At 71.1% G+C, this 22622-nt stretch carries 16 protein-coding genes; 10 read left to right on the forward strand and 6 right to left on the reverse strand.

What is annotated here, in order from left to right; genetic code table 11:
- The first annotated feature begins 3 nt into the window (after positions 1 to 3).
- Genes IE212_RS03260 through IE212_RS03270 form a run of 3 tightly spaced genes read left to right on the forward strand, consistent with a single transcriptional unit; the run spans position 4 to position 3526 of the window.
- Positions 4 to 1026 (forward strand): carbohydrate ABC transporter permease, encoded by a 1023-nt coding sequence (locus IE212_RS03260; RefSeq protein WP_190196091.1) that lies wholly within the window; start codon positions 4 to 6, stop codon positions 1024 to 1026.
- Entirely contained in the window at positions 1023 to 1859 is an 837-nt protein-coding gene (locus IE212_RS03265) for a carbohydrate ABC transporter permease (RefSeq protein ID WP_190196092.1), read from the forward strand. Before IE212_RS03260 ends, IE212_RS03265 begins: the two co-directional genes overlap by 4 nt.
- 26 nt (positions 1860 to 1885) lie before the next feature.
- A complete protein-coding gene (locus IE212_RS03270; RefSeq protein WP_190196093.1) occupies positions 1886 to 3526 on the forward strand; it encodes a glycoside hydrolase family 13 protein in 1641 nt (546 codons plus the stop codon).
- 43 nt (positions 3527 to 3569) lie between these two features.
- Here the strand turns inward: IE212_RS03270 and IE212_RS03275 are convergent, their stop codons facing one another.
- From IE212_RS03275 to IE212_RS03285, 3 genes are all read right to left on the reverse strand, one after another.
- A complete protein-coding gene (locus IE212_RS03275; RefSeq protein WP_190196094.1) occupies positions 3570 to 5000 on the reverse strand; it encodes a HAMP domain-containing sensor histidine kinase in 1431 nt (476 codons plus the stop codon).
- Positions 5001 to 5729: a response regulator transcription factor gene (locus IE212_RS03280; RefSeq protein ID WP_190196095.1), complete on the reverse strand. Its 729-nt coding sequence runs from the start codon at positions 5727 to 5729 to the stop codon at positions 5001 to 5003. It abuts the gene before it with no gap.
- Between the two features lie 134 nt (positions 5730 to 5863).
- Positions 5864 to 6934 carry an LLM class flavin-dependent oxidoreductase gene (locus IE212_RS03285; protein ID WP_190196096.1) on the reverse strand — a complete coding sequence of 357 codons (1071 nt, stop codon included), beginning with the start codon at positions 6932 to 6934 and terminating at the stop codon, positions 5864 to 5866.
- Positions 6935 to 6997: 63 nt separating this feature from the next.
- Between IE212_RS03285 and IE212_RS03290 the strand changes: the two genes are divergently transcribed.
- A complete protein-coding gene (locus tag IE212_RS03290) occupies positions 6998 to 7333 on the forward strand; it encodes a YnfA family protein (RefSeq protein ID WP_190196097.1) in 336 nt (111 codons plus the stop codon).
- A 19-nt stretch (positions 7334 to 7352) separates the two neighbouring features.
- Here IE212_RS03290 and IE212_RS03295 read toward each other — a convergent pair whose 3' ends face one another.
- Positions 7353 to 7790 carry an ester cyclase gene (locus tag IE212_RS03295; RefSeq protein WP_190196098.1) on the reverse strand — a complete coding sequence of 146 codons (438 nt, stop codon included), beginning with the start codon at positions 7788 to 7790 and terminating at the stop codon, positions 7353 to 7355.
- A 122-nt stretch (positions 7791 to 7912) separates the two neighbouring features.
- Here IE212_RS03295 and IE212_RS03300 point away from each other — a divergent pair, with 122 nt between their 5' ends.
- Positions 7913 to 8689: an SDR family NAD(P)-dependent oxidoreductase gene (locus IE212_RS03300; RefSeq protein WP_190196099.1), complete on the forward strand. Its 777-nt coding sequence runs from the start codon at positions 7913 to 7915 to the stop codon at positions 8687 to 8689.
- A gap of 3 nt (positions 8690 to 8692) precedes the next feature.
- Here IE212_RS03300 and IE212_RS03305 read toward each other — a convergent pair whose 3' ends face one another.
- On the reverse strand, positions 8693 to 9886 hold the full coding sequence (locus IE212_RS03305; RefSeq protein WP_190196100.1) for an RtcB family protein: 1194 nt from the start codon (positions 9884 to 9886) through the stop codon (positions 8693 to 8695).
- A gap of 171 nt (positions 9887 to 10057) precedes the next feature.
- On the opposite strand from IE212_RS03305, the gene IE212_RS03310 reads away from it, so the two are divergent.
- The 3 genes from IE212_RS03310 (at position 10058) to IE212_RS03320 (ending at position 13298) form a co-directional block, all read left to right on the forward strand.
- Positions 10058 to 10885, forward strand: a complete 828-nt coding sequence (locus IE212_RS03310; RefSeq protein ID WP_190196101.1) for a DUF3558 domain-containing protein — start codon at positions 10058 to 10060, stop codon at positions 10883 to 10885.
- Positions 10886 to 11004: 119 nt separating this feature from the next.
- Positions 11005 to 11907, forward strand: coding sequence for a DUF3558 family protein (locus IE212_RS03315; protein ID WP_190196102.1), 903 nt, complete (start codon positions 11005 to 11007; stop codon positions 11905 to 11907).
- A gap of 89 nt (positions 11908 to 11996) precedes the next feature.
- Positions 11997 to 13298 carry a DUF2637 domain-containing protein gene (locus tag IE212_RS03320; protein WP_190196103.1) on the forward strand — a complete coding sequence of 434 codons (1302 nt, stop codon included), beginning with the start codon at positions 11997 to 11999 and terminating at the stop codon, positions 13296 to 13298.
- A 49-nt stretch (positions 13299 to 13347) separates the two neighbouring features.
- Here the strand turns inward: IE212_RS03320 and lysS are convergent, their stop codons facing one another.
- Positions 13348 to 15093 (reverse strand): lysine--tRNA ligase, encoded by a 1746-nt coding sequence (gene lysS, locus IE212_RS03325; protein WP_190196104.1) that lies wholly within the window; start codon positions 15091 to 15093, stop codon positions 13348 to 13350.
- Between the two features lie 149 nt (positions 15094 to 15242).
- Between lysS and argS the strand changes: the two genes are divergently transcribed.
- Positions 15243 to 17000 carry an arginine--tRNA ligase gene (gene argS / locus IE212_RS03330; RefSeq protein WP_190196105.1) on the forward strand — a complete coding sequence of 586 codons (1758 nt, stop codon included), beginning with the start codon at positions 15243 to 15245 and terminating at the stop codon, positions 16998 to 17000.
- A gap of 139 nt (positions 17001 to 17139) precedes the next feature.
- Positions 17140 to 22617 carry an FxSxx-COOH system tetratricopeptide repeat protein gene (gene fxsT, locus IE212_RS03335; RefSeq protein ID WP_190196106.1) on the forward strand — a complete coding sequence of 1826 codons (5478 nt, stop codon included), beginning with the start codon at positions 17140 to 17142 and terminating at the stop codon, positions 22615 to 22617.
- Positions 22618 to 22622 lie beyond the last annotated feature (5 nt).

Consider the following 22622-nt stretch of genomic DNA (forward strand, 5'->3'; position numbering starts at 1 on the left):
GCCATGACCCAGACGGATGCTTCACCGGAGACCACCGGCGAGGGCCGCCCCCGGACGACGGGCAGCCCCGCCGGCGTACGGACACGGCGGCCGGACCGGGCCACCGCCGGGGCGGGGCGGCTGGCCGCGCTGCTGGTCTCCCCGACGCTGCTGGTGCTGACGGTCGTCGTGCTGTACCCGACGCTCATGGCGCTGAAGGAGTCGCTGTACGGGCCCAAGGGGCTGGATCCGGCGACCGGGTTCATCAGCGACACCGAGCCGTTCGTCGGGCTCCGGAACTACGCCGAGATCTTCGGCGAGGCCGGGGCGCGGTTCTGGAACGCCTTCTGGAACACCACGTTCTTCACCGTCGTCACGGTCGGGCTGGAGACCGTGACCGGCGTGGCCATGGCGCTGATCATGCACAGGGCGTTCCGGGGCCGGGCCCTGGTGCGGGCCGGGATCCTGGTGCCCTGGGCGGTGCCGACGGCCATCTCCGGGCTGCTGTGGCGGTGGATCTTCAACAGCGACGGCGTCGCCAACGCGCTGCTCGGTCAGCAGATCCTGTGGACCACCGAGGGCTTCCACGCCAAGGCCGCCGTCATCGTCGCGGAGGTGTGGAAGACCGCGCCCTTCATCGGGCTGCTGGTGCTGGCCGGGCTGCAGGTCATCCCGAAGGAGGTCTACGAGGCCGCCCGCATGGACGGGGCCCGCCCGGTACGCCAGTTCTGGCACATCACGCTGCCGCTGGTGAAGCCCGCGCTGCTGGTGGCGGTGCTGTTCCGGTGCATGGACGCGCTGCGGATGTTCGACCTTCCTTACATCCTCGTCGGCGCGCAGAAACACTCGGTGGAGACGCTGTCGATGCTCGCGCAGAACGAGGCGGCCAACGTCCGCTTCGGTCCCGCCTCCGCGTACGCGGTGATCCTCTTCCTCTACGTCTTCCTGATCGCGCTCGCGTTCGTCCGGCTGCTGGGTACGGATCTGGTCGGGGGTGGCGGCCGCGGGCGCCGGGGCTTCCTCCGCCGCGGGGAGGTGACGGCATGACGGCAATCACCGCGAAATGGCGGAACGGGCTCGTGTACGCGGGTGTCGTCGCGGTCGTGGCCTACTGCCTGGCCCCGTTCTACTGGATGCTGGTCTCCAGCCTGCGCCGCACCGGCGACATCTTCGACACCACGCTCGTCCCGTCGCCGCTGTCCTTCGAGAACTACCGGGCGGTCTTCGACCCCGCGCAGGGCTTCGGGCGGGCGCTGCTCAACAGTCTGGTGGTCGCCGGGATCACGACCGTACTGGCGCTGCTGCTGGCGACGTTCACCGCGTACGCGATGGCCCGGCTGGAGTTCCGTTTCAAGCGGCTGATCCTCACCCTGATCATCGCCACCTCGATGTTCCCGGTGGTGTCGATCGTGGTGCCGCTGCTGAAGCTGTTCACCGACATCGGCTGGATCAACACCTACCAGGCGATGATCGTGCCGAGCATGTCCTTCGCACTGCCGCTGGCGGTGTGGAACCTGACCACGTTCTTCCGGCAGATGCCCGACGAGCTGGAACACGCCGCCATGGTCGACGGCTGCACCCGGGGCCAGGCCTTCCGCAAGGTCATCGTGCCGCTCGCCGCGCCGGGCATCTTCACCACCGCGATCATCACCTTCATCGCCGCCTGGAACGAGTTCCTCATCGCCCTGTCGATGACCAACAAGCCCGGTATGCAGACCGCCACGGTCGCCATCTCCAAGTTCACCGGCGCCACGACGTACGAGACCCCCTTCGGCAGCCAGATGGCCGCGGGCGTTCTCGTCACCGTCCCGCTGGTGGTCATGGTGCTGCTCTTCCAGCGCCGCATCGTCGCCGGGCTCACCGCCGGCGCCGCGAAGTAGTCCCGTCCAGCATCAGAAGGAGCCACGTGTCCCCCACCGCCCCCTGGTGGCGCAGCGCCGTCATCTACCAGGTCTACATCCGCAGCTTCGCCGACGCCAACGGCGACGGCGTGGGCGACATCGCCGGGATCCGCTCCCGGCTTCCGTACCTGAAGTCCCTCGGCGTGGACGCCATCTGGATCAACCCCTGGTACAGGTCGCCGATGGCCGACCACGGATACGACGTCGCCGACTTCCGGGACATCGACCCGCGGTTCGGCACGCTGGCCGAGGCCGAACAGCTCATCGAGGATGCGCACGCGCACGGGATCCGCGTGATCCCCGACATCGTGCCCAACCACACCTCCGACCAGCACGCCTGGTTCCAGGCGGCCCTGGCCGCCGGGCCGGGCAGTCCCGAGCGCGAACGGTACGTCTTCCGCCCCGGCCGCGGGCCCGACGGTTCCCAGCCGCCGAACGACTGGGTGTCCTGCTTCGGCGGCCCGGCCTGGACCCGGCTGCCCGACGGGCAGTGGTACCTGCACCTGTTCGCACCCCAGCAGCCCGACCTGAACTGGGAGCACCCCGAGGTCCGGGCGGAGTTCGAGTCGGTCCTGCGGTTCTGGTTCAGCCGGGGCGTCGACGGCTTCCGCATCGACGTCGCCCACGGCCTGATCAAGCATCCGGAGTTGCCGGACCTGCCGCCCCGACGGGATCCGGACGCCGGGCAGCCCCTGCGTCACGTCGACCATCCGCACTGGGACCGTGACGAGGTGCACGAGATCTACCGGGCCTGGCGCAGGGTCGCCGACGAGTTCCCCGGCGACCGCTCCTTCGTCGCCGAGGCCTGGGCCGACACCCCCGAGCGACTGGCGGCGTACGTCCGCCCGGACGGACTGCACACCGCCTTCAACTTCGACTTCCTCATGTCGAGCTGGCACCCGAAGGACCTGCGCTCGGTCATCGACGACTCCCTGGCCATGCTGGGCGCCGTGGGCGCGCCGGCCACCTGGGTCCTGTCCAACCACGACGTGATGCGCCACCCCAGCCGCTACGGCCGCCGGACCGTCAAACGCTGGGTGGCCAACGAGAGCTACCGGCCGGAGGGCCCCCTCGACCTGGAACTCGGCACCCGCCGCGCCCGGGCCGCCGCCCTGCTGATGCTCGCCCTGCCCGGCGGCGCCTACGTCTACCAGGGCGAGGAACTGGGCCTGCCCGAGGTCGAGGACCTGCCCGAGGACGTCCTCCAGGACCCGACCTGGGAGCGTTCCGGCCACACCGACCGGGGCCGCGACGGCTGCCGCGTCCCCATCCCCTGGTCCGGCCGGACGGCCCCCTACGGCTTCAGCCCCGACGGCGCCGCCGCCGAGCCGTGGCTGCCCCAGCCCGCCGACTGGGCCGCACTGAGCGTGGAAGCCCAGACCGGCGACCCGGACTCCATGCTGGAGCTCTACCGCACCGCGCTGCGCATCCGCCACGACAACCCCGCCCTCGGCGACGGCACCATGGCCTGGCTGGACACCCCCGAGGGAGTCCTGGCCTTCAGCCGCGAACCGGGCTTCGTCTGCGTGGTCAACCTCTCCGGCGAGCCGTACGACCTGCCCGCGCACTCCGCGCTTCTGCTGTCCAGCGGCCCGCTCGAGAACGGCCGGCTGGCACCGGACCAGGCGGTGTGGCTTCAGGCGTGACATCAGTGACGCGCCCTGAGCGCCGCCCACGCGCGGCCGGCGCTCAGCGCTCGTCCCCGGCGATGCCCCCGCCCACCGTGAACCCGATGACCGTCCCGCCCCCGTCCCGGCGGAACGCGAACGGCGCTCCGCCGTGCGCCAGTGCCACCTCGCGGACGATGGACAGGCCCAGCCCGGATCCCGGCAGCGAGCGGGCGTCGGCGGCGCGGTAGAAGCGGTCGAAGACGCGGGCGAGGTCGTTGTCGGTGATGCCGGGGCCGCGGTCGAGGACCTCGACGCGGATCGTGCCGGGCCGGGCGGGCCCGGCGACGACCAGCTCGATGGGGGCCGTGCCGCCCTGGTCGAACTTCACCGCGTTCTCGACGAGGTTGGACAGCGCCCGGGTCAGCATCCCGGGCCGCCCGTCGGTCGTGGTGTCGCCGCTCGCGCGGAGCACGATCCGCCGCCCGCTGCGGCGCCGGGCGTGGCCCGCCACCTCCTCCGCGAGGTCGGCGACGTCCACCCGCCGCGGCGGCTCGGTGTCGGACTGCCCGGCCGCGAGGTCGACGAGCTCGTTGACCAGGTCGGTCAGCTCACGGGCCTCCTGCCCGAGGTCGGCGACCAGCTCCTCGCGGGTCTTCGGCGGCAGTTCGTCGATCCGGCGCAGCAGGGAGATGTTCGTACGCAGGGAGGTCAGCGGCGTGCGCAGTTCATGGCCCGCGTCCTGGACCAGACGGCGCTGGTCCTCCTCGGACTGCGCGAGCCGGCCCAGCATGCGGTCGAAGGCACGGCCCAGCCGGCCCACCTCGTCGTGCCCCGCCACCGGCACCTGAATGCCGAGCCGACGGGTGCGGGCGACGTCCTCGGCGGCGTCCGTGAGGACGACCAGGCGCCGCGTGATCCGCCGGGCCAGCCACCAGCCGAACAGGCCGGCGCCGGTCACGACGGCCGCCATCAGCACCAGCGTCCGCTGCTGCAGCGCCCGCAGCAGGTCCTCGACGTCGCTGAACTCCTGCGCGACCTGCACCGCGCCCCGGCCGCCGCCCAGGGAGACGGTCGCGACCCGGTAGACGTCGTCGCCCACGTCGACGTCCTTGTGCTCGACCACCCGCCCGGACAGCGACGCAGCGGCGATCCGCACGTCGGCGCCGGTGACCGGCAGCCCCGGACTGCCCGGATCGGCCACGCGGCCGTCCGGGCCGAGCACCTGCACATCGGTCCGGGCGGGCCGCACCAGGTCGTGACCGGGCGCGGCGGAGGAGAAGTCGCCGGGCGTCATGCGGTTCTGCCGCACCTCGTCCCGCAGATCCTGCACGACCTCGTCGAACACGGTCTGCTGGTCCACCCGGACCAGCCTGGCCGCCGCGCTGTAGGACAGGATGCCCACCAGGACCGTCACCGCGGCCGTCACCGCCGCGAACGACACGGCGAACGTCGTACGCAACGAGACGAGCCCCGGCCGCCGCCCGCTCAGCAACCGGCGGAGACGGCCCACTCAGTCCTCCCGCAGCACGTAACCCACGCCGCGCACCGTGTGGATCAGCTGCGGCGCGCCCGGCTCGTCCAGCTTGCGGCGCAGGTAGCCGACGTAGACGGCGAGGTTCTTCGAGCCGGGGCCGAAGTCGTAGCCCCAGATGCGGTCGTAGATCGTGGAGTGGTCGAGGACGATGCCGGCGTTGCGCAGCAGCAGCTCCAGCAGCTCGAACTCGGTGCGGGTCAGTTCCAGCTCCCGGGTGCCGCGCCAGGCCCGGCGCGCCTGCGGGTCCATGCGGATCCCGGCGGCGTCGAGGAACCGCTCGGGGACCGGCGCCGGTGTCTCGGCCGTCTCGGCCGCCGGGGTGGTCCCGACGCCCACGGGGCTGGTGCGGCGCAGCAGGGCGCGCAGCCGGGCGAAGACCTCCTCGACGTCGAAGGGCTTCACGACATAGTCGTCGGCGCCCGCGTCCAGGCCGGCGATCCGGTCGGCGGTCTCCACGAGGGCGGTGAGCATCAGCACCGGCGTCCGGTCGCCCTCGGCGCGCAGCACGCGGCACACCTGGAGCCCGTCGATGCCGGGCATCATCACGTCCAGGACGAGGACGTCCGGACGGTGGCGGTGGGCCTGCGCCAGTGCCTCCACACCGTCGGCGACCGCCATGACCTGGTAGCCCTCCAGGGTCAGGGCGCGCTCCAGGGCGTTGCGGATGGCGCGGTCGTCTTCGGCGAGCAGCACTGTTTGGGGCACGCGTCCAGTGTGCCAAGCCACCGGCTCCCCGGACCCCGGCGAGCTGCGCCGGGGCGTCCTTCTTACCGGTTCCTTGCAGAAGGCCTCCGCGTTCACGCCGGGATGAATGCGGAGGGGGCGCGGTCACGGCACGGTCACTGCCGGGCGAGCCGGGCCGCGTGCGTCGGCGCGTCCGGCACCTGCGCCGGGCGGCCGACGGCGAACTCCTTGCGCAGCACCGGTACGACCTCCTCGCCCAGCAGGTCGATCTGCTCCAGCACGGTCTTCAGCGGCAGCCCGGCGTGGTCGACCAGGAAGAGCTGGCGCTGGTAGTCGCCGGCGTAGTCGCGGAAGGCCAGCGTCTTCTCGATGACCTGCTGCGGGGAGCCGACGGTCAGCGGCGTCTGGTCGGTGAAGTCCTCCAGCGACGGCCCGTGCCCGTACACCGGCGCGACGTCGAAGTACGGGCGGAACTCGCGCACGGCGTCCTGCGAGTTCCTCCGCATGAACACGTGCCCGCCGAGCCCGACGATCGCCTGCTCGGGGGTGCCGTGGCCGTGGTGCGCGTAGCGCGTCCGGTACAGCTCGACCATGCGCTTGGTGTGGTCGGCCGGCCAGAAGATGTTGTTGTGGAAGAAGCCGTCGCCGTAGTACGCGGCCTGCTCGGCGATCTCCGGCGAGCGGATCGAGCCGTGCCAGACGAACGGCGGCACGCCGTCCAGCGGGCGGGGCGTCGCGGTGAATCCCTGCAGAGGCGTACGGAACTTCCCCTCCCAGTCGACTCCCTCCTCGCGCCACAGGCGGTGCAGCAGGGCGTAGTTCTCGACGGCGAGCGGGATGCCCTGCCGGATGTCCTGCCCGAACCATGGGTAGACGGGGGCGGTGTTGCCGCGGCCCAGCATGAGATCCACCCGGCCGTCGGCCAGGTGCTGGAGCATCGCGAAGTCCTCGGCGATCTTCACCGGGTCGTTGGTGGTGATGAGGGTGGTGGCCGTGGAGAGGATCAGCCGCTCGGTGCGGGCGGCGACGTAGCCGAGCATCGTCGTCGGGGACGACGGCACGAACGGCGGGTTGTGGTGCTCACCGGTGGCGAACACGTCGAGCCCGGCCTCCTCGGCCCTCAGCGCGATGGCGACCATGGCCTTGATCCGCTCGCGCTCGGTAGGCGTCCGGCCGGTGGTGGGGTCGGGCGTGACGTCGCCGACGCTGAAGATCCCGAACTGCATGATCGCTCACCCTCCAGGTTGTTTACAGTTCAACCATACCTCCGGGTGTGCGAGTCTGCCCGCATGCACATCCTCCGCTCCGCCACCCTCTTCGTCCTCGCCGCCCTGCTCGAGATCGGCGGCGCCTGGCTGGTCTGGCAGGGCGTCCGGGAGAACAGGGGCTGGCTGTGGGCGGCCGGCGGCGTCCTCGCGCTCGGCGCGTACGGCTTCGTCGCCACCTTCCAGCCCGACGCCCACTTCGGCCGCGTGCTCGCCGCGTACGGCGGGATCTTCGTCGCCGGATCGATCCTGTGGGGCGTGGTCGCGGACGGCTACCGCCCCGACCGCTGGGACGTCACGGGCGCACTGGTCTGTCTCGCGGGCATGGCGGTCATCATGTACGCCCCGCGAGGAAACTGAGCCGGACCCGGGGCAGATCTCAGAACGGCTCGTCAGGCGGCAGCAACCCCAACTGCCCGAGGAAGTCCATCTCGTCGAAGTACAGCCGGTAATCGACGATCCGCCCGTCCCGCACGGTGGCGAGGTCCACCCCGCGGATCGCGATCTCCTTCTGCGTCGGGGGCAGCGTCTCCCCGTTGGGCAGCTCCAGGGGCCCGGTGTTCCGCCCGCTGAAGATCCCCTCGTCGATGGCCGTGTCACCGACCTCGTACGAGTGCAACGCCCGGAACGTCGCCTCGGGAACCGCCTCCGTCATCGTCCGCCAGTACTCGACGATGTCGTCGCGCCCGCGCAGCTCGCCCCCGTCCGGGGTGAAGGCGACCGCGTCCTCGGCGTACAGCTCGCCGATGGTCTTCAGATCGGCGTGCGTGGTGACCGCGTCCGTGAGCCGGTCCATGACCTCACGTGCCTCTCCCATGATCCACCTCCGTGGGAAACCAGGGGATCACCCAGCCCTCATTCTCCCACCGTGGGACCCTCCTATCCTGTCCGGAAAGCCGTACCAGAAGCCGGCCCGCAGACCACGCCAGAGGAGCTCCCATGGCCACCGCCGCCCAGCCCGCCGCCTCCCGCATAGCCGTCGTCACGGGTGCGAGCAGCGGAATCGGCGCCGCGACGGCCCGGCAACTCGCCGCAGCGGGCTACCGCGTCGTCCTCACGGCCCGCCGCAAGGACCGCATCGAGGCACTCGCGGAGGAGATCAACGCGGCGGGCCACCAGGCCATGGCCTACGCCCTCGACGTCACGGACCGCGCCGCGGTCGACGAGTTCGCCACCGCCTTCCAGACCATCGGTGTCCTGGTCAACAACGCGGGCGGCGCGCTGGGCGCCGACCCGGTCGCCACCGGCGACCCGGCCGACTGGCGGCAGATGTACGAGACCAACGTCATCGGCACGCTCAACCTCACCCAGGCACTGCTGCCCAAGCTGGTCGCGAGCGGCGACGGCACGGTCGTGGTCGTCTCCTCCACGGCCGGCCACGGCACCTACGAGGGCGGCGCCGGCTACGTCGCCGCCAAGCACGGCGCCCACGTCCTGGCCGAGACCCTGCGCCTGGAGATCGTCGGCCAGCCGGTCCGCGTCATCGAGATCGCGCCGGGCATGGTCAAGACAGACGAGTTCGCCCTGACCCGCTTCTCCGGCGACCGGGAAAAGGCGGAGAAGGTCTACGAAGGCGTGGCCGACCCCCTCACCGCCGACGACGTGGCAGAGACGATCACCTGGGCGGTGACCCGCCCCAGCCACGTCAACGTCGACCTGCTGATCCTCCGCCCCCGAGCCCAGGCATCGAACACCAAGGTGCACCGGGACCTGTGACGGTCACCCCTTCACGCACACGACCTGCTTGAGCTTCGCCACGACCTCCACCAGGTCCCGCTGCTGGTCGATGACCTGCTCGATGGGCTTGTAGGCGGCCGGGATCTCGTCCACCACGCCGGAGTCCTTACGGCACTCCACGCCCCGGGTCTGCTCCTCCAGGTCCTTCGTCGAGAACCGGCGCTTGGCCGCGTTGCGGCTCATGCGCCGGCCGGCGCCGTGGGAGGCCGAGTTGAAGGACTTGGCGTTGCCGAGGCCCTTCACGATGTACGAACCCGTGCCCATGGAACCCGGGATGATCCCGTACTCGCCTGAACCGGCCCGGATCGCGCCCTTGCGGGTCACGAGCAGGTCCATCCCGTCGTAGCGCTCCTCGGCCACGTAGTTGTGGTGCGCGCTGATCTCCGGCTCGAAGGCCGGCTTCGCCTTCTTGAACTCCTTGCGGATCACGTCCTTCAGGAGCGCCATCATGATCGAGCGGTTGTACTTCGCGTACTCCTGCGCCCAGAACAGGTCGTTCCGGTAGGCCGCCATCTGCGGGGTGTCCGCGACGAAGACGGCCAGATCGCGGTCGACCAGGCCCTGGTTGTGCGGGAGTTTCTGCGCGATGCCGATGTGGTGCTCGGCCAGTTCCTTGCCGATGTTGCGGGAACCGGAGTGGAGCATCAGCCAGACAGAATCGGTCGTATCTGTGCATACCTCGACAAAATGGTTTCCTCCGCCGAGTGTTCCCATCTGCTTTGTGGCGCGTTCTGACCGGAATTGGACAGCCTCCGCAACCCCGTCGAACCGCCCCCAGAAGTCGCCCCACCCGGCCGTACCGAACCCGTGCAGCCGCCCCGGGTCGACGGGATCGTCGTGCATCCCCCGGCCCACCGGAATCACCTGCTCGATCCTCGACCGCAGCCGGGACAGGTCCCCGGGCAGGTCGTTCGCCGTCAGGGACGTCTTCACCGCCGACATGCCGCAGCCGATGTCGACTCCCACCGCAGCCGGGCACACCGCGCCCTGCATGGCGATGACCGAGCCGACCGTCGCCCCCTTGCCGTAGTGCACGTCGGGCATGACGGCCAGGCCCTTGATCCAGGGCAGGGTGGCGACGTTCCGGAGCTGCTGCAGTGCGGAGTCCTCGACCGTGGCCGGGTCGGCCCACATCCGGATCGGCACTTTCGCACCAGGCATCTCTACATATGACATAGCGTCCTCAATCCCCCATGCGCGAACAGAAGTCTCCAAAGGCACTTACCGGAGCCAAGGTCGACGAATGGGAATCCGGACCGGCGTCCACGGCAGTGCGTGCGATAGACATTGTGTTCACTGGCCGCCTTGAGGCGGCAAGCCAATATCCGCGTCGAGAGGAGCCACCACGTGCAACGGAAGGCGTACGCACCCGGTGTCGCCGCGCTCCTCGCCGTCCTGCTGGCCGGCTGCACCGGCAGCTCGGACGACGGCGGCCCCACGGACGACTCCAACCCGGGCGACACGGGCACGGCATCGGCCGCCGCGGAGCCCGGCCGCTACCGCACACTCCCCGAGCCCTGCACCGCCGTCGGCCACGGCACCCTCGACGAACTCCTGCCCGGCATCCGGCAGATCAGCGACCGCGAACAGCGCGAGAAGGCCTACGAGGGCGAGGCCACGGTCACCTTCGACACCGACCGCAAGGTCGGCTGCCGGTGGAAGGTCGACAGCCCGCAGGCCACCGACCATCTGCTCGTCGACTTCGAACGGATCGTCTCCTACGACAGCGCGGTCAGCGACGACCAGCAGGCCGAGCAGCTCTTCGCGGAGAAGGAGGCCGCCGCCCACCTCCCGGAGCCGACCGCCACCGAGTCCGCCGCGGCCGGCAGCACCCCGGCCGGCGGCGCCACCGCCGCCCCGAGCGGCTCCCCCACGGCAACCTCCTCCCCCTCCACCGGGTCGCCCTCCCCGTCGACGTCCGCCACGCCGACCGAACTCCAGCCCCGCGTCCTGGAGGAGCTCGGCGACGAGGCGTTCCTCGACGACGAGCTGAGCAGCTCCGGTTCGACCGCCAAGCAGCGGACGGTGACTGTGGCGTTCCGCACGTCGAACGTCATCGTGACGATCGAGTACGTGGAGCAGCCGATGACCGTCGGTGCCGTCCCGGACAGCAAGGAATTGCAGGACAGGGCCCAGAACCTGGCCCTCCGGCTGGCGGATTCACTGAGCGACTGAGGCCCGTTCACGCGCCCTTCACCCACCCCCGCAAAGCGCGCGAAGGAAGAACACACCGTTGCCTCACCGCGTACGGTGACCATTCGGACCCGTTGCCGACCGCAGGAACCACGAGCGTCATGAGTGAAGGAACCATGCAGCGACGAGCACAGCGAGAAGAGCGAGACCAGCGAGCGAAGCGCCTCAGCCGCGTCCTTGTCTGCGCGGCCGCCGTCCCCGTGATGCTGGTCGCCGCCGGCTGCTCCTCGGACTCCGGCTCCGGCGAGAGCACGGACAAGGCGGCCAATGCGGCGGCCTCGGCGTCCGCGAGCCCGTCGCCGACCGTGGAGGCGGCGGCGTACAGCAAGCTTCCGGAGCCCTGCAAGGCGCTCTCGAAGAAGACGCTCGAGGACCTCGTCCCGGAGAGCAAGTCCGGCAAGGAAGGCAAGTCGGACGACGTCTCGACCCGCGCCGGCTGCTCCTGGGACAGCCTCGACAACAACGGCGTCAAGGGCTCGCAGTTCCGCTGGCTGAACGTGTCGATGCTGCGCTTCGAGTCGGACGTCACGCGCGGCTCGGGCGACAAGCAGGCCCAGGAGTTCTACGCGAAGCAGGTGCAGGAGTCCCAGGCCGTGGAGGGTGCCAAGGGCGCCAAGTCCGAGCCGGTGTCCGGGACGGGCGACCAGGCGACGGCCGTACGGTACGACCTGAAGAAGAAGGAAGGCACCTTCAAGCAGCAGACGGTCGTGGCGCGCGTCGAGAACGTGGTCGTCACGGTCGACTACAACGGCGCGGGCCTGGCCGGTGACAAGACCCCGAGCGCCGACGACCTGATGAAGGACGCGAAGAAGGCCGCCAAGGAGGCGGTGAAGGCGGTGTCCGAGGCGAACGGCGCGGGCGGCAAGGCGGGCAGTGCCCCTTCTGAGTCCGCGTCGGGGTCCGCGTCGAAGTCCCCGTCGAAGGGCGCGTCCAACGAGCCCTCGAAGGGCGCGACTGACGGGCCGTCGAAGTCGGCGTCCAAGGAGTCCGCGGCGAAGAGCTGAACGTTCCCGACCGGAACCGGCCACCTGTCCTCCGCACACATGTGCCACCCTGTTGCGCGCAACAACACGCAAGGGGAGGGGAGTGACGGGTGGCCGCGCCACTGCAGCTGACTCGGATGCACCGCGTTCTCATCGGCATGGTCGTGGCCGGAGCCGTGATCATCGCCGGTATCGGCTTCGCCGGTTCGTACGCGGCGGTCCGCGAGTTGGCTCTGAAGAAGGGCTTCGGGAACTTCTCCTACGTCTTCCCGATCGGCATCGACGCGGGCATCTGCGTCCTGCTGGCCCTGGACCTGCTCCTCACCTGGATCAGGATTCCCTTCCCCCTCCTCCGTCAGACCGCCTGGCTTCTGACGGCCGCGACGATCGCCTTCAACGGCGCGGCGGCCTGGCCGGATCCGCTCGGTGTCGGCATGCACGCGGTGATCCCGATCCTGTTCGTGGTCGCGGTGGAAGCCGCCCGCCACGCCATCGGCCGGATCGCGGACATCACGGCCGACAAGCACATGGAGGGTGTGCGCCTCACCCGCTGGCTGCTGTCCCCCGTGCCGACGTTTCTGCTGTGGCGCCGCATGAAGCTCTGGGAGCTGCGCTCCTACGACCAGGTCATCAAGCTGGAGCAGGAACGTCTCGTCTACCAGGCAAGGCTCCGCTCCCGCTTCGGCCGGGCCTGGCGCCGCAAGGCCCCCGTGGAGTCGCTGATGCCGTTGCGCCTCGCACGGTACGGAGTGCCGCTGGCGGAGACCGCGCCGGCCGGGCTGGCGGCGGCCGGGATCGAACCGCAGCTGCTCCCACCGCAGCCCGCGGCTCCTGCCGCGCCGGCACCGGCACGGCAACCGGCGCTGGAGTCCAGGGCCGTCCAGGAGACGGCGCCCTCCGAGGCGTCGATGCCGGCCGCTGCTGTCGAGGAGGGGCCGAGCCAGTGGTTCGCCACTCCTCAGACCGCGCAGTACAACGGCGGTTACGACCCGAACTTCGAGCCGCCCCGGTATACGCCTCCACGGGAGCATCAGGCCTTCTACGAAGGACAGCCGCAGCAGGCCGCAGGGCGGCCGCCCCAGCCCCGCGCGGCCGAACCTGAGGCCGAGCCCGCCCCGGCGCCCGAGCCGTCCCGGGAGCAGGCGCCGGAGCCTCAGGTCCAGGTGCCGAACGGCGCGGGCGGCATGCGCCCCCTGGGCGAGGGCGTAGCGGACGCGGTGCCCTCGGACGAGGACCTGTACCAGGTCTTCCGGTACTCGATAGACGGCGAGGGCATGCCCACACCCGGCGCCTTCGCCGCGAACGTCGAGGCCACGTACGGGCTGCGCCTGCAGTCTCGTGAGCTGAACCAGTACATGGACCAGTTCGCGGCGCGTCTCAACAGTGAGCTGCTGGAAGAGCACATCGCCTAGCGCGCAGAGGGGGCCCTCGTTCGAGGGCCCCCTTTCCCGTCGGCGGCGACTACTGCCCGAGCAGAGCCCTGACCCGCTCCTGCCCCACCGCGAGCAGCAGCGTCGGCAGCCGCGGCCCCGTGTCCCGCCCGACCAGCAGGTGGTACAGCAGCGCGAAGAACGACCGCTGAGCCGTCTTGATCTCCGGCGGCAGCTCCTTCGGCGTGGCGTCGGCGGAGAACCCGGCCTGCACCTTCGGCACGCCGTAGACCAGGTGCGTCAAGCCGTCCAGCGACCAGTGCCCGGCGAGCCCGTCGAGCAGCAGCCGCAGCGACTCCCGGCCCTGCTCGTCGAGCGACTTCAGCAGCTCGGTGTCGGGCTCGTCCCGCACGATCGTCCGCTGGTCGGCGGGTACGTGCGTGTTGATCCAGGCCTCGGCCTTGTCGTACCGCGGCCGGGCCTCCGCCAGCGAGGTCAGCGGCTGCTCCGGGTCGAGTTCGCTGAGGATGCGCAGCGCCTGGTCCTCGTGCCCGGCGGTGATGTCCGCGACGGACGCCAGCGTCCGGTAGGGCAGCGGCCGGGCCGTCCGGGGCAGCTCGCCTCCGGCCGTACGCACGGCACGGGAGTGCGCGGCGGCGTCGGCCGGCAGCGCGCTGCCGTCGGCGACCTTGGCGTCGAGCCGGTCCCACTCGTCGTACAGCCGCTGGATCTCCTGGTCGAAGGCGACCTTGAAGGACTGGTTGGGCCTGCGCCGGGCGTACAGCCAGCGCAGCAGCTGCGGCTCCATGATCTTCAGGGCGTCCGCGGGCGTGGGCACCCCGCCACGGGAGGAGGACATCTTGGCCATGCCGGAGATGCCGACGAACGCGTACATCGGGCCGATCGGCTGCTTCCCGCCGAAGATCCCGACGATCTGCCCGCCGACCTGGAACGACGAGCCGGGGGACGAGTGGTCGACACCACTCGGCTCGAACACCACGCCCTCGTACGCCCACCGCATCGGCCAGTCGACCTTCCAGACCAGCTTGCCGCGGTTGAACTCGTTCAGCCGGACCGTCTCCGAGAAGCCGCACGCGGTGCAGGCGTACGTCAGCTCGGTGGAGTCGTCGTCGTAGGACGTGACGGTGGTGAGGTCCTTCTCGCAGTTGCCGCAGTACGGCTTGTACGGGAAGTACCCGGCGGAGCCGGAGCTGCCGTCGTCCTCGCCGGCCGCGCCGGAGCCCTCGGCGGCTTCCAGTTCGGCCTCGTCGACCGGCTTCTGGCCCTGCTGCTTCTTGGCCGGGGCCTTCTTCGTGCGGTACTGGTCGAGGATCGCGTCGATGTCGCCGCGGTGCTTCATGGCGTGCAGGATCTGCTCGCGGTACACGCCGGAGGTGTACTGCGCGGTCTGGCTGATCCCGTCGAACTCCACGCCCAGCTCGGCCAGCGACTCGATCATCGCGGCCTTGAAGTGCTCGGCCCAGTTCGGGTGCGAGGAGCCCTTGGGTGCCGGGACCGACGTCAGGGGCTTGCCGATGTGCTCGGCCCAGGATTCGTCGACGCCCGCGATGCCGGCGGGCACCTTGCGGTAGCGGTCGTAGTCGTCCCAGGAGATCAGGTGCCGCACCTGGTGTCCCCGGCGGCGGATCTCGTCGGCGACGAGGTGCGGGGTCATGACCTCGCGGAGGTTCCCGAGGTGGATGGGCCCGGACGGTGAGAGTCCGGACGCGACGACGACGGGTTTGCCCGGGGCCCGACGCTCCGACTCCTCGATGACCTCATCCGCGAAACGGGAGACCCAGTCGGTGGTCTCGGTGCTCTGACCCACGATCGGCACGTCCTTCTTTCTCCGTCGGGAAGCCGGCACGGTCGCACGGCTGACCGCAACATTGTCCCAGACCAGGTCGCGCCCGGAAAAACGGCTTTACCCGCATGGAATACTGGCCGTGTCTATCGATTCCCTCGAGGAGAACGGCACCCTTACCTATGGCCTCGGTCACGTCCCTCAGCGACTCCGTCCACCAGCGCCTCGCGGCGGCCCTGTCGGCGGCTGTGCCGCAGGCCGGCTCCGCGGACCCGCTGCTGCGACGAAGCGACCGGGCGGACTTCCAGGCCAACGGGATCCTGGCGCTCGCGAAGAAGGAGAAGGCGAACCCGCGGGAGCTGGCGACGCAGGTCGTCTCCCGGGTCGAGTCGGGCGAGCTGATCAAGGACGTCGAGGTCTCCGGCCCCGGCTTCCTCAACATCACGGTCACCGACCGCGCGATCACCGAGAACCTCGCCGTGCGGCACGCGGACGGCGAGCGTCTCGGCGTGCCGCTGAAGGAGAACGCGGGCATCACGGTCGTCGACTACGCCCAGCCGAACGTGGCGAAGGAGATGCACGTCGGTCACCTGCGGTCGGCGGTCATCGGCGACGCCCTGCGCGGCATGCTCGACTTCACCGGCGAGAAGACGATCGGCCGGCATCACATCGGCGACTGGGGCACCCAGTTCGGCATGCTCATCCAGTACCTGTTCGAGCACCCCGGCGAGCTGGCCCCCGCGGCCGACGTCGACGGCCAGCAGGCGATGAGCAACCTGAACCGGGTGTACAAGGCGTCGCGTGCGCTCTTCGACGCGGACGAGGAGTTCAAGGAGCGGGCCCGGGGGCGGGTCGTCGCCCTGCAGTCCGGTGACAAGGAGACGCTCGAGCTGTGGCAGCAGTTCGTGGACGAGTCAAAGGTCTACTTCTACTCCGTCTTCGAGAAGCTCGACATGGAGATCCGCGACGAGGAGATCGTCGGCGAGTCCGCCTACAACGAGGGCATGCCCGAGACCGCCCGCCTCCTGGAGGAGATGGGTGTCGCGGTGCGCTCCGAGGGCGCGCTCGTGGTGTTCTTCGACGAGATCCGCGGCAAGGACGACCAGCCGGTCCCGCTGATCGTGCAGAAGGCGGACGGCGGCTTCGGCTACGCGGCCTCCGACCTGACGGCGATCCGCAACCGCGTCTTCGACCTGCGGGCGACGACACTGCTGTACGTCGTGGACGTACGCCAGTCGCTCCACTTCAAGATGGTCTTCGAAACGGCCCGCCGGGCCGGCTGGCTGAGCGAGCACGTCACCGCGCACAACATGGGCTACGGCACGGTTCTCGGCGCGGACGGCAAGCCGTTCAAGACGCGTGAGGGCGAGACCGTACGGCTGGAGGATCTGCTGGACGAGGCGGTGCAGCGGGCCGCCGAGGTCGTACGGGAGAAGGCGCAGGACCTCACCGAGGACGAGATCCAGGAGCGGGCCGCGCAGGTCGGCATCGGTGCCGTGAAGTACGCGGACCTGTCGACGTCGCCGAACCGGGACTACAAGTTCGACCTGGACCAGATGGTGTCGCTGAACGGCGACACGTCCGTCTACCTCCAGTACGCGTACGCCCGGATCCAGTCGATCCTGCGCAAGGCCGGCGAGACCAAGCCGGTCGCGCACCCGGAGCTCGAACTCGCCCCGGCGGAGCGGGCGCTCGGTCTGCACCTGGACTCGTTCGGCGACACGGTCTTCGAAGCCGCCGCGGAGTACGCCCCGCACAAGCTGGCCGCGTACCTGTACCAGCTGGCGTCGCTCTACACGACGTTCTACGACAAGTGCCCGGTGCTGAAGGCCGAGGCGCCCGAGCAGATCGAGAACCGCCTGTTCCTCTGCGACATCACGGCCCGCACGCTCCACCGGGGCATGGGCCTGCTGGGGATTCGGACGCCTGAGCGGCTGTGACCCCGTGTGGGGGGCGATGGGCTCACGTCGCCCCCCACACCGGTGACAACTCCTTTTGATCCCCGTACAGTTGCATATTCCTCCAGCACCGCGGGCGGAGGACGCACGGCACGGTGCGGGTGATCGACACGGGGGAGTCATGATCATCTCTGAGGAGTCGCGGGCCGCCGGGGCTGCCGTCCTGGAGCGTGACCTGGCTGTACCGGGGCAGGCCTTCGACCGCTTCCGCCCGGGCGGCAATCCTCACACCGAAGAGCACACCACGGTGCTGTCGGAAGCGGCCAAGGCCGCCGCCCTGGCGGTCGACCCGCCCGCCCGGCTGGACAACCTGCCCGTGCTGCCGTCGGCGCCCTTCGTCGGGCGCATCGACGACCTGGGCCGATTACGCGCCTCCCTGCTGTCCGGCGGCGGAGTCGTCACGCAGACGGTCACGACCGCGGTGAGCGGTCTCGGAGGGATCGGCAAGACCGCCCTGGCGCTGCGCTACGCACACCAGAGCGACGAGTACCGGCTCGTGTGGTGGATCACCGCCGAGAGCGAGGAGCAGATCGCCTCCGGGTTCGGCGAGCTGGCCCTGCGCCTACACCCGGAATGGGCCCGCGGGGCCCCCGCCAAGGAGCGCACCGAGTGGGCGCTGGCCTGGCTGGAGGCCCACTCCGGCTGGCTGCTGGTGTACGACAACGTGGAGCGGCCCGAGCATCTCACCCCGTTCCTGGGCCGGCTCCTCGACCGTGGCCACCAGTTGGTCACGAGCCGGTGCCGCACCGGCTGGCCCGACGGAGCCCGCCTGGTCAGCCTGGACGTGCTGGAGCACGGGGCGGCCGTCGACCTTCTGTGCGCGACGGCCGGCCGATGGGGCGACCGCCCCGCCGCCGAACGGGAGCAGGCCGCGCGGCTCGCCGAGAACCTCGGGCATCTGCCCCTGGCGCTCACGCAGGCAGGCGCCCACCTCCGGGAGACCGGCATCGGCTTCGCGGCCTACCAGGCGAAGCTGGCCCGCGTCCCGGACGCCGTACTCAACGACGGGGCAGGCCGTTCGGGCCGTACGATCGCCCAGATCTGGCGCACCAGCCTGGAGTCCATCCGGTCCCGTCACCCCCTGGCCGTGCCGCTGCTGTACACGCTGGCCTGGTACGCCCCGGAGGCGACGCCGCGCGAGGTGCTGCGGCATCTGGGCCGGCCCGAGCGCAAGGTGGAGGAGGCGCTCGACGCGCTCCGCGACTACCACCTGCTCACGTCCGGCCCCGAGGGCCTCACCCTGCACCGCCTCGTGCAGCAGACGCTGCGGCACGCCGAGCCGCCCGAGGCGCCCGAGGCACGGGACCTCGCCGAGCGGGCGCTGGCCGCGGAACTGTCCGGCGCTCCGGCCGAGCGCGTACGGAGGCTGCTCATCCACGTCCAGGCGCTGGCGGAGACGGGACCGGCCGCACAGCCGGGCGCCGAGGCGGTCGAGATGTACCGGCGGGCCGCCGACGAGCTGGTGGCGCGGGAGCAGCACGTCCTGGCGATTCCGCTGATGACACGGGCCGTCGAGGGAAGCGAGGCGCTGCTCGGCGTCGACGACGACACCACTCTCGATCACCGCGACCGCCTGGCGGAGTTGCACGCGAAGGCCGGCGACCCGGCGCGGGCGGTCCGGCTGTGCCAGAACGTCTACCTCGACCGCCGCCAGCAGTGCGGCCCCGACGCCAAGGAGACGCTGGCCGCCCGGGAGCGACTGGCGTACGCGCACCGCAAGGCGGGCGATGTGATGCGGGCGGTCGAGGATCTGACGGCCGTGGTCGCCGATCGCCGCCGAATCCAGGGCGACGATCACCCGGACACCCTCGGCAGCCGCAACGACCTCGCCTACGCGCTCCAGACCGCGGGCCGGTACCACGCCGCTGTCGAGGAGTTCGCGGCGGTCGTCGCCGACCGGGAGCGAGTCCTGGGGGCGGGGCACCGGGACACCCTCGCCAGCCGCACCAACCTCGCTTACGCCTACCGTGAGGCCGGTGACCACCGCACCGCGCTGGCCCTGTACGAGCAGGCGGTCGAGGACCGGCAGCGGGAGCACGGGCCCGATCATCCCGACACCCTCACCAGCCGCGGCTGGCTGGCCGCCGCCCACTCCGCCGCGGGCGATCCGCGCCGGGCGGTCGCCCTGTACCGGGAGGTGGTCGCCGCCCGCGAGCGCGTGCAGGGACCGGATCACCCGGACACCCTGCGCAGCCGGAAGGAGCTGGCGTACGAGCTGTCCGATGCGTACGGGCCGGACGCGGCGCTGGCGGAGTTCGAGACACTGGCGGCGGACAGCGCCCGGATCCAGGGCCCGGACCATCCCGCGACCCTCGACTACCGCGACGACATCGCGCAGACGCACCGGGACCGGGCCGACTACGTCCGGGCGGTCAAGGGCTACGAGGCAGTGATCGCCGACTACGCGCGGGTGCGGGGCCCGGACCACCCGGACACGTTGCGCGCACGGGGGGCGCTGGCCTTCACCCGGCAGCTCATGGGGGACCACCCCCGCTCGGTCCGGGAGCGCCGGGCACTCGTCGCCGACCGAACCCGCGTGCACGGCGGTGATCACCCGGCCACCCTCACAGCGCGCGCCCATCTGGCCATCGCGCTTCGCGAGGCCTCCGACCTCCCGGCCGCCATCGAGGTGTTCGAGGAGCTGCTGCGGGACCGCACCCGGGTCCTCGGCCCGCAGCATCCCCATGTGTTCGCCACGCGCAACTCCCTGGCCCGGACCCGTCAGTCGATGGGTGATCATCCACGCGCGGTCGCGGAACTGGAGCACCTGCTCCGGGACATGGAGCCGCTCCTGGGCCCGGACCATCCACGCGTCCTCTCGATCCGCCACTCCCTCGCCCGGGTGTTCGTCAAGGAGGAGCGCTACGCGCAGGCGCTCGAGCTGTTCGGCGGGCTCGTGGAGGTCTACGAGCGGGTCTACGGTCCGGACCATCCCTCGACACTCGGCATGCGGTCGTGGCTGGGAGCGGCCTACCGCTCTGCCGGTGAGTACGGCCGAGCGAGCGAGGTGTTCGACGCGCTCCTCGCCGACCGGACCCGCGTCCAGGGCGCGGACCACCCGGACACGCTGGAGACCAACAGCTGGCGCGCCTGGGTCTTGCAGTCGGCGGGACAGTATCAGCGCGCCATCTCGGTCTACGAGGAACTGGTCGAGGCCCGGACCCGAGTTCTTGGCGCGGAGGCGCATGCGACGCTGAACTCCCGCAACGGCTTGGCGCTTGCCCGGCTGGACGCCGACGACCATGAGGGCGCGATCGCGGGGTTCACCGCACTGCTCGCCGACCGCCGCCGGCTGCTGGGCGACGACGCCCCGGACACGCTGCTCATGCTGGAGAACCTGGCGGCTGCCTACTCGGCCGCCGAGCAGCACGACCGGGCCATCGCCCTGTACGAGGAAGCGGTCGAGGCGTGGACCCGCGCACGAGGGCCCGCCCATCAGCGCACGCTGAGCAGCCGACTGGGCCTGGGCCTGGTACAGAAGGCGGCGGGCCGGCACCAGCTGTCCCTGAGGACGTTGGAGTTCGTGCTCGACGGGCGCAGGCGCCTGTTCGGGCCTGACCACCCGCAGGTGCTCAACGTTCGCTTGCACTTGGTCGGCGCGCAATGCGCGTCGGGCAACCCCAGCCGCGCCGCCGAACTCGCCCACCGACTGACAGCCGACTGCACTCGGGTGCGTGGCAGGGACCACGGCACCACCCTGAACGCGCGTTCGTGGCTGGCGTACGCCTGGATGGAGTCCGGCGCATACCAGCGAGCGATCGTCGCGTTCGAAGCGCTGGTGGACGACCGAACCCGCTTGCGTGGGGTGGATCACGGCGAGACGCTGGCGGCCAGGTGCCGGCTTGCGACCGCCTTCGCCGAGCGGGGCGAATTCGAACAGGCGGTCATGCTCGGCGAGAGGCTGGTCGGCGATCTCGCGCGGCTCCATGGTGCCCATAGCCCGCAGGACTTCGACGTCCGCAGCGCACTTGCGCGCTGGCGGCTGTACACCGGTGACCGGGCGGGGGCCGTGCGGGACCTGGAGGCACTGCTGCGGGACCACGAGCGGTTGCTCGGCCCCGACCATCTCGACACCCTCGCCCTTCGACGGACCATCGCCCAGTCCTTGCTGGGGCAGGCCACCGCCACGAGGGCCGCGGCGGTGGCCGAGAGCCTGATGGCTGACCTGACCCGTGTTCTGGGGCCGGAACATCCCAGGACGCTCAACGCGCGCGCCACCCTCGCAGCCGCCCAGGGCGCGGCGGGTGAGATCACGCTCGAGCTGCGGTTGCGGGAATCGCTCGTGGACGACCATGTCCGGGCTTTCGGTCCCGAGCACGTTGCGGTGCTGACCGCACGCTGGGCTCTGGCCTGTGCCCGGCGCCAGGCCGGCCAGCGCGTGCGGAGCGTGCGGGACATGATGACGCTGGTCGACGACAGCGACCGCATCAGGGGCCCGCAGCACCCCCGGACCCTGGGGTACCGCAATCGCCTGGGGCACGCCTGCTGGGAGGCGGGTGACCCGCATCGCGCGGCGGCGGTCTTCGAGGAGCTGCTGAAGCAGTGCGAGGAGGTCCTCCCCGAGGAACACGAGACGCGGTTCTGGGTGCGCGGCAACCTGGCGTGGCTGACCGCGGACACCGGCCCGGCGGACGACGCGGTGCGGTGGGCACGGAGCCTGGTCGACGACGCCACCGAGCTCTTCGGCCCGGGCCACCGGCGCACCCTGGAAGTGCTGCCCGTGCTGGCGCACACTCTGGCGCAGGCGGACGAGCCGGAGCAGGCGCTGGAGGTGCTGCGGGACCTGCTGCGCCGCGCCGCCCTGCTGCCGGCGGCGCCGGACTACCCGGGGACGGTCGAGGACGTCGTCCGTGTCCACGAGCAGGCGGCAGCGCGGGACGGCGAGCCGGCGTCCGCCGGCCGACCGGCGCGGGCGGAGGAGGACGACGACGAGGCCCTCGGCCTGGGTGTGCTCGTCGAGATGTTCGCCGACCGCTTCGGCGGCTTCCTCCCCACTCTCGCGACGCAACTCGCCCACACCCTCTTCGAAGCGGGAGATCACGAAGCCGCGGTGGCCCTGCTGAAGGCGGTGCACGCCGGACGCGCGCGCATGTTCGGCCCGGACCATCCGGACACCCTGGAGAGCCTCACCGAGCTGGTGTTCGCCTGCCTGGAGGCCGACGACCCGGCCTCGGCGCCGTCGCACGAGGAGTTGCTCGCGCGCTGGGAGCGGACGTTCGGCCCGGACCACCCCGATATGGCGGAACTGCGATGGCGGCTGCGCACCGCGCGGCCCGCCTGGCGGGCCCGGCTGACCCTGCTCACAGACGTGGTGACCACCGACCGGCCCGTCACGATCGAAGTCCGCCTGGAGCGGGAGGGGAGCGCCACGGCGACCCGGCCGCCCCGGCTGATGGTGGCCGTCAGCTGTCCGACGGCGTCCACGGTAGACCCGGCCACAGCCCCGTACGATCCCGACGGCGCCCCCACCCGCTTCATCCTGATCGCTCCCGAGCCGGGCGCCCACGACGTCCGCTTCATGCTGTACGACCACGCCTCGGGGTTGGTGCTGCAGGAGCTGAAGACCGTTGTCCACGTGCAGGGTGCCAGGGAGGACTGACCCGG

The organism is Streptomyces djakartensis (genome assembly GCF_014651075.1).
Classification (GTDB): domain Bacteria; phylum Actinomycetota; class Actinomycetes; order Streptomycetales; family Streptomycetaceae; genus Streptomyces; species Streptomyces djakartensis.

What these genes read in the sequence shown, in the direction of transcription:
- IE212_RS03260 (WP_190196091.1), top strand. Translation starts at nt 4, where the DNA reads ATGACCCAGACGGATGCTTCACCGGAGACCACCGGCGAGGGCCGCCCC.
- IE212_RS03265 (WP_190196092.1), top strand. Translation starts at nt 1,023, where the DNA reads ATGACGGCAATCACCGCGAAATGGCGGAACGGGCTCGTGTACGCGGGT.
- IE212_RS03285 (WP_190196096.1), bottom strand. Translation starts at nt 6,934, where the DNA reads ATGCAGTTCGGGATCTTCAGCGTCGGCGACGTCACGCCCGACCCCACC.
- IE212_RS03290 (WP_190196097.1), top strand. Translation starts at nt 6,998, where the DNA reads ATGCACATCCTCCGCTCCGCCACCCTCTTCGTCCTCGCCGCCCTGCTC.
- IE212_RS03295 (WP_190196098.1), bottom strand. Translation starts at nt 7,790, where the DNA reads ATGGGAGAGGCACGTGAGGTCATGGACCGGCTCACGGACGCGGTCACC.
- IE212_RS03300 (WP_190196099.1), top strand. Translation starts at nt 7,913, where the DNA reads ATGGCCACCGCCGCCCAGCCCGCCGCCTCCCGCATAGCCGTCGTCACG.
- IE212_RS03305 (WP_190196100.1), bottom strand. Translation starts at nt 9,886, where the DNA reads ATGTCATATGTAGAGATGCCTGGTGCGAAAGTGCCGATCCGGATGTGG.
- IE212_RS03315 (WP_190196102.1), top strand. Translation starts at nt 11,005, where the DNA reads ATGAGTGAAGGAACCATGCAGCGACGAGCACAGCGAGAAGAGCGAGAC.
- argS (WP_190196105.1), top strand. Translation starts at nt 15,243, where the DNA reads ATGGCCTCGGTCACGTCCCTCAGCGACTCCGTCCACCAGCGCCTCGCG.
- fxsT (WP_190196106.1), top strand. Translation starts at nt 17,140, where the DNA reads ATGATCATCTCTGAGGAGTCGCGGGCCGCCGGGGCTGCCGTCCTGGAG.